We start from the raw sequence: 7,686 nt of genomic DNA on the forward strand, positions 1-7,686 counted from the left end.
CATTACTTTTGTAATTAGTAAAGATAACAATACTTTGAATAAAATCTTTCCAATATTAGACTGGCTGCCCAATTACAAAACTTCACTTTTAAGAGGTGATATTTTTGCTGGATTAACTATTGGCATTATTTTAATTCCACAGGGTATCGCATATGCTATAATCGCTGGCTTACCTCCTATTTATGGGCTTTACACGGCTTTAATTCCTCAGCTGATCTATACCATTTTTGGAACGTCCAAGTGGATGTCAACCGGACCAACAGCTTTAGATTCGTTGATTTTGGCTTCGAGTATTTCTACATTGGCCATTGTTGGTGTTGAAAATTATATCGCTATTGTTTTTGCAACAACTTTGCTTACGGGTATTTTTCAATTAATATTGGGTGCTTTTAAGCTGGGTTTTATTATGAATTTTGTTTCTAAGCCCGTACTTACCGGATTTATAACTGCCGCAGCGGTTATTATCGCATTAAGTCAATTCAGGGATTTATTCGGTATCGATGCACCCCGAAGCAATCAAATTCAATATATACTCTCAGGGCTTTTTGATAACATAGGTACGTTGCACTGGCACAGTTTATTAATAGGGGTTTTAGCTATTTTTCTAATTTACGGGTTGCACAAAATAAACAAACAACTGCCTGGACAGCTCATCGCCATTATTTTAGGAATTATAATAATGAAAGTATCTTATAATTATTTGGAAGATGTTGAAATTGTAAAATCTATACCTAAAGGATTGCCTTCTTTTGCCATACCAGAAATGAATTACGATTTGTTCTTAAAATTAATGCCCATTGCTTTAACACTTTCTTTTACAGGGTTTTTACAGGCAACATCCATATCAAAATCTTTAGAAGATGTGAATTCTAAATTAGATACCAATAAGGAATTAATTGCCTTAGGAGCAAGTAATTTTATCGGCTCTTTTTTTAGTGCCTATGTGTCAACGGGCAGTTTTTCAAGATCGGCAGTGAATAAAGAAGCTGGAGCAAATACGCCTTTAGCCAATGTTTTTGCTGCACTTTTCATCTTGATTACGCTGTTGTTTTTAACTCCTTTATTCTATTATTTACCCAAACCAGTTTTAGCCGCCATCATTATAACAGCGGTTATAAAATTGATAAAAGTTTATGAAATAAAATTTCTGTGGAATACCAATAAGAAGGATTTTATAATGATGTTGATTACTTTTTTGGTTACACTAACTTTTGGAATTAAAGAGGGGATTATTGTTGGAGTTTTAGTCTCTATTTTTGTCGTAATTTTTCAATCTTCTAAACCGCATATGGCCGTTTTGGGGAAAGTTCCCGGTACACCTTATTTTTACAGAAACATTGATAGGTTTGATGATGTTACTATAGATGATGATATTCTAATCATTAGATTCGATGCTCAATTGTATTTTGCAAATGTCAATTATTTTAGGGAAAAATTAGAGCGATTGGTCAATTTAAAAGGAGACGTGTTGAAATTGATTGTAATAGATGCAGCTGTAATTCACAATATAGATAGCACGGGAATCGCCATGTTAAACGATATTGTTTCGAAATATCACAAAAGAGGCATTAAAATTTACTTTACGGATGTAAAAGGTCCCGTTAGAGATTATCTTACAAAAAGTAAACTCATTGATAAAATAGGTGTTGAAAATTGTTTTATGCACATACAAGATGCGGTAGAATTCTACAAAACCGGGACAAGTTCTTCTACTTTTTCAAAATACATCAAACAGTCGAATTAGAAAATTTAAACTAATTTTTCACCCCTGACATAATCTGTCAAAACCTCAACTACATTTGCATTATGTTTAACCAAGCTTGTCATCTTATCAAGCTATAAAAATCTACAATTATGAAAAGTGCAATTAGTTGGTTTGAAATTCCCGTAACGGATTTTAACAGAGCAAAAAAGTTTTACACCACAGTTTTGGGAATTGGAATTAAAGACCATCCCATGCCAGATACGAGTATGAAATACGGTATTTTCGACTACAAACCCGAAGAAGACGGGATTGGTGGAGCTATTTTTAAAAGTGACGACCAAAAACCATCAATGGATGGTGCGACAGTTTATTTGAACGGAGGTATAGATTTAAGCCTTCCTTTAAGTCGTGTTGAACGTGCTGGGGGTAAAGTTTTAATGCCTAAAACAGATATTGGCGAAAACGGATTTTTTGCTTTACTTGCAGATACCGAAGGTAATAAAGTGGCATTGCACTCCATGGCTTAGTTAAAAATAATTTAGACAGCCTGAGTCTAGAATCAAGACTGATAGTCCCGGCCCAGAAAGGATTTGAAACCCTCTCTGGGCTTTTTGATTTGAGCTTTTTACTAAATTTGTATTTATGCAACAACTATCTCGACTTATCGCTATATTAACATTGTTAAAATCAAAGCGGATTTTAACCGCCACTGAACTTTCCAAAAAGTTTGATGTGAGCGTTAGAACGATTTACAGAGACATCAAAAAGTTAGAAGTTGCAGGTGTTCCCATCATTACTTTAGAGGGCAGAGGGTATAGTTTAATGGACGGTTATGTAGTTGCACCCGTTCAGTTTACCGAAAAACAGGCCAATGCTTTAATTACAGCTCAACACCTTGTAAATAAATCTAATGACGCATCTTTTGTAAACGATTTTGAAGAAGCCATGACCAAAATAAAGTCGGTCTTCAGAACTTCCATTCAACAGAAAAGTGAATTGCTGCACAGTAAAATCCATGTTTTTAATTTTAATCAAGAAAAAATTCCGAGCAATGCCCTTTCTGAATTGCAATTGGCAATTACCAATTTTAATTTGACTGAAATTAATTATCGTAAAGCAGGGCAAATTGATTCCTCCTTTAGATTAATAGAACCGTGCGGTATTTTTGCCACTGATAACAAATGGATTTTAATGGCTTGGTGTCATTTGCGAAAGGACTATCGGGCTTTTAGAATTGACCGCATTCAAAATTTTAAAATATTGCCCACCAAATTTGAAGATAGAAAATTTGATTTCCAAACCTATTATAAGTCGCAACCTTATAACCATTAACATTTCTTTGTAATTTTTGTTACTTACATTTCTTATATTAGTCAGTATCTTTGTAAATTAAATACTGAACTATGAACATTGAACAAATTTATACAGGATGTCTTGCTCAAGGAGCATATTATATAGAAAGTAACGGAGAAGTTGCCATTATTGACCCTTTACGTGAAGTACAACCTTATATTGACAGGGCTAAAAAAGCCGGAGCAAAAATCAAATATATTTTTGAAACCCATTTCCATGCCGACTTTGTAAGCGGACATGTTACTTTGGCCGAAAAAACAGGAGCAACAATTGTCTTTGGGCCAACGGCCGAAACAAATTTCGATTCATATATTGCTAAGGATGGTGAGATGTTCAAATTAGGTGATATTACCATTACCGCACTACATACCCCAGGACATACCATGGAAAGTACAACCTATCTCTTAAAAGATAAAAACGGAAAAGACCGTGCTATTTTTAGTGGCGATACGTTGTTCTTGGGTGATGTTGGCCGTCCAGATTTAGCACAAAAATCAGGTGAAATAACAGAAGAAGACCTTGCAGGGTTTTTATATGATAGTTTACGAACAAAAATAATGACCTTGGCGGATGATGTTATTGTTTATCCCGCACATGGAGCAGGTTCTGCTTGTGGTAAAAATTTAAGTAAAGAAACCGTAGGTACGATTGGCGATCAGAAAAAAACCAATTATGCCCTAAGGGCGGATATGACCAAAGAAGAGTTTGTAAAAGAAGTTACTGATGGCTTACTACCACCACCTCAATATTTTCCGTTAAACGTAAAGTTGAACAAGGAAGGTTACGATAGTATCGATGAGGTGTTGAGCAAGGGAACCAGGGCTTTATCACCAAACGAATTCGAAAGGATTGCCAATGATACAGACGCTTTGGTATTAGATGTAAGACATCAGTCAGAATTTATAAAAGGTTTTATTCCAAGGTCTATTTTTATCGGTCTTGATGGCGGATTCGCACCATGGGTAGGAGCGTTGATAAAGGATGTAAAACAACCTATCCTATTGGTAACTCCCAAAGGAAAAGAAGAAGAAACGGTTACCAGATTGTCTAGGGTAGGTTTTGATAATACCTTAGGCTACCTTGACGGAAGTTTTGAAGCTTGGAAAAAATCCAGAAAGGAAATTGATACCTTAGAGTCTGTTTCCGCCGAAATACTTGAAAATAAAATGAGCGATGACATTGCAATTTTTGATGTCAGAAAACCAGGCGAATACCAAAGCGAACATATTGTTGATGTACCCAATACACCATTGGATTTTATTAATGACCATATCTCAGAATTTCCAAAAGATAAAAACTTTTACGTGCATTGTGCAGGCGGATACCGTTCGGTTATTGCGGCTTCAATCTTAAAAGCCAGAGGTTATCATAATGTTATAGATATTGATGGCGGTTATGCCGCAATTAAGGAAACAGATATTAAAAAAACGGACTATGTTTGTCCTTCAACACTTTAAAAAAATAATAAAATGAACTTTTCGAAGAAAAATCACAGCTTGCCCCGACTTATCGGGGAACACCGCAAAATCAATAAGAATTTTGTGAGTAATAATTTAAAAATCGTACTTTTTTTAACAGTGATAATCACATTATCCTGTCAAGAAAAAACAAAACAAGAAAAGTTGGACGAAACGGTCGATTATGAAGAAATTGTCGAGGTAGAACAAGAATCGATTGTTGAAGTGGTTACACCACAAGATTTTAAGAAGAAAGTTGATAATACCGATGTGCAACTTATTGATGTTAGAAGACCTGAAGAATATAAAGCGGGACATCTAAAAAACTCAAAAAACATCAACGTTTTAGAAGAGGATTTTGTGAAAAATGCCGAGACAACTTTAGATAAAAACAAACCTGTTTACCTTTATTGTAGAAGTGGTAAACGAAGTGAAAAAGCCTCCTCAAAACTAAAAGAAGCAGGCTTTACAAAAATATATGACATGGAAGGTGGCTTTTTAGCTTGGTCTGCAGAAAATTTGGAGATAGAAAAAGAACAGTAAAACAAATTGTTAACCACAGTAATTCTCAATCTAAAATGTGGAGGTTGTGGCTATACGATAAAAAAAAGGGTTACTCACTATTGATGGTATTTCTGAAGTAAATATAGAGTTAGAAACTTCAAAATTCAGTGTAAACTCTGAGAATGAATCAGTTTTAAAATTAGTAAAGGAGAAACTCTCCAAAATAGGCTATTCTGAAACTGTTGATGCCAGTACTCTAATCCATTAAGCAAAATCTTTTGTAAGTTGTGCTACGGGGAGGATTGGGTAAAAGATATAATGGACTAAGCCATAATTCAATTTTGTTTAATTAGTTTTCGTTAATACAATTCTTTCATTTTAATTTTCTTATTTTTGACAAAAGCCCAAGATATAAAAATCTCTTATTGGAAATAGGTTTCAAAATGCTTAAATACTCAGACATACGCAAAGAATTAGATATTGAAAATATGAATGGGAGTGCTGAAGATTTAGCTTTTTTTACTCATTATCTACAAAATCAAATAAGTGAAGTGTCCAAGTCATTCAAAACGAGAGCTGTTAAATATTTTGATAATCTTGATAGTGAATTGAATATAGCATCTGAACCAGAATTACAAGCAATGCTACCTATTAAATGGGATATTCCCTTTCCAAGTCCGGAAAAAGAAGAATTCACTTTTATTGATCTTTTTGCCGGTATTGGTGGTTTCAGAATTCCCATGCAAGAAATTGGAGGAAAATGTGTATTTTCATCAGAATTCAATTATCACGCTCAAAGAGCCTATGAATTAAATTTTGGAGAAGTTCCATTTGGGGATATTACAAAACTTGATTTAAGCATTGTTCCTAAACACAATGTTCTCTGTGCGGGTTTTCCTTGTCAACCATTCAGTATTTCTGGGAAAATGAAAGGCTTTGAGGATACTAGAGGCACATTAATCTATCATGTTTTTAAAATTATCGAAAAAAGACAACCAGAAGTAATTTTATTGGAAAATGTAAAACATTTACTTTATCACGACAAAAAACGAACACTTTCAACAATTATAACACATCTAGAAGAATTAGGTTATAAAGTTTCTAAAAAAGTATTAAACGCATCGGATTTTGGCGTTCCTCAAAATCGAGAGCGAATAATTATTATTGGTCATAAAAAAAAGAAATTCGATTTCTCCAAATTAAAAACGAGTCCAAAGCCGATTTTAAAGGATTTTTTAGATGAAGATAATGACTTTGAATATTTGGATGAACCACACACAATTCTTAAGAAAACTAAGGTACAAGATTCGGGTTTAATTTTTGTAGGTTATAGAAATAAAACCATTCGCAAAGCTGGTGTGAGACCCAACACAGAACATTTATCGCGAGTGCATAAGCAACCAAACCGGATATATTCAACTGATGGAGTACACCCAGCATTACCTTCACAAGAATCATCTGGCAGATTCTGGATTTACCACAAAAACAGGGTTAGAAAACTAACAATTCAAGAATGTTATAGGATTATGGGGTTTCCTGAAAATTTCAAACTAATCAATAATCGTTCTGAACTATACAAACAAGTTGGAAATTCTGTTGCAGTTCCTATGATTAAAGAAGTTGCAAAGCAAATTAAAAAGCAATTAATTACAACAAGAAAATCAATTGATGCCGAATACATTTCTTAACAAATCCTTTCAAGAAGCTATTACAATCGTTGGATCTGATGATGTCATCAAATGTGATTTACCAAACAAAATTACTAATCATTTAGACGTGATTCTTAGCAAGTCAGAATCTTCTAAAGGTGTCTTAACCGTAATTTTGACAAGTTTGGTTTATAAAATTCTACATCCGACTCAAGATATTAGAAGTCATCAATCAAGTATTGAAAACGGATATTCGGGTCGTACATTTGACACAAAATATATTACACCTTTTCTTAAAAGCGTAAAATTTCCTGCAATGGCCGAGAGCGGGTGGTTAACCCGTTCACTTGAACAAAAAGTGCCTTATGATGAAAACTATTCAGGAGCAATAAGACCTGAAGCACTAAAAAAGTCTTTTCTGAAAACAATTGATTTTATTCAGCAAGGAAATGACTTAGAAGAATGTTTAAGCTATTTGTTACAAGGACTAATTATTAAGAGAAATAGTCAAGAGATTGATTTGGCCAAGCCTTTGAATCTTCCAATTGCAACGATTATTGAGTTGCTCACTAAACATTTTAATGCTAATTATACTGCAGATGGTGCTTCCCGACTTCCAGTATTGGCATTATTTGCCGCTTATGAATGTCTGATGAAAGAAGCCAAAAGATTTCAAGGAAAAACACTTTTAGAAATAGTAAGCCATACATCCGCAGATACTAGAAGTGGTAGAATAGGAGATATTGACATTGTAGATGTTAAGGGAAAAGTATTTGAAGCTGTAGAAGTAAAACATGGAATACAAATTACAGCCCAGCTTATTAGAGATGCGTTTGAAAAGTTTAAAACCACGCAAGTAAACCGTTACTACTTGCTTTCCACAGCTGATATCAACTTATACCATTTCTCTTGTTAATTTACTCAATTATTTGTAAATTGCCTTATGGCAAAACAAATAGACTTACACATTAAAGAGAGTGAATCAGAACTAAAGGCTCTTATGAATGCTCAAAGCAAG

At 34.1% G+C, this 7,686-nt stretch carries 7 protein-coding genes; all 7 read left to right on the top strand.

The window, feature by feature from the left end:
* Positions 1 to 34 precede the first annotated feature (34 nt).
* The 7 genes from UMM65_RS13305 (at position 35) to UMM65_RS13335 (ending at position 7,584) form a co-directional block, all read left to right on the top strand.
* On the top strand, positions 35 to 1,744 hold the full coding sequence (locus UMM65_RS13305) for a SulP family inorganic anion transporter (RefSeq protein ID WP_321977189.1): 1,710 nt from the start codon (positions 35 to 37) through the stop codon (positions 1,742 to 1,744).
* A gap of 110 nt (positions 1,745 to 1,854) precedes the next feature.
* On the top strand, positions 1,855 to 2,232 hold the full coding sequence (locus tag UMM65_RS13310; RefSeq protein ID WP_321977190.1) for a VOC family protein: 378 nt from the start codon (positions 1,855 to 1,857) through the stop codon (positions 2,230 to 2,232).
* Positions 2,233 to 2,347: 115 nt separating this feature from the next.
* Entirely contained in the window at positions 2,348 to 3,037 is a 690-nt protein-coding gene (locus UMM65_RS13315; RefSeq protein WP_321977191.1) for a helix-turn-helix transcriptional regulator, read from the top strand.
* Positions 3,038 to 3,108: 71 nt separating this feature from the next.
* Positions 3,109 to 4,515 (top strand): MBL fold metallo-hydrolase, encoded by a 1,407-nt coding sequence (locus UMM65_RS13320; protein WP_321977192.1) that lies wholly within the window; start codon positions 3,109 to 3,111, stop codon positions 4,513 to 4,515.
* A gap of 120 nt (positions 4,516 to 4,635) precedes the next feature.
* Positions 4,636 to 5,058: a rhodanese-like domain-containing protein gene (locus tag UMM65_RS13325; RefSeq protein WP_321977193.1), complete on the top strand. Its 423-nt coding sequence runs from the start codon at positions 4,636 to 4,638 to the stop codon at positions 5,056 to 5,058.
* A 404-nt stretch (positions 5,059 to 5,462) separates the two neighbouring features.
* Positions 5,463 to 6,707, top strand: coding sequence for a DNA cytosine methyltransferase (locus UMM65_RS13330; RefSeq protein WP_321977195.1), 1,245 nt, complete (start codon positions 5,463 to 5,465; stop codon positions 6,705 to 6,707).
* Positions 6,688 to 7,584, top strand: a complete 897-nt coding sequence (locus tag UMM65_RS13335; protein ID WP_321977197.1) for a hypothetical protein — start codon at positions 6,688 to 6,690, stop codon at positions 7,582 to 7,584. Before UMM65_RS13330 ends, UMM65_RS13335 begins: the two co-directional genes overlap by 20 nt.
* Positions 7,585 to 7,686 lie beyond the last annotated feature (102 nt).

The organism is Aureibaculum koreense (assembly GCF_034296135.1).
Lineage (GTDB): Bacteria > Bacteroidota > Bacteroidia > Flavobacteriales > Flavobacteriaceae > Aureibaculum.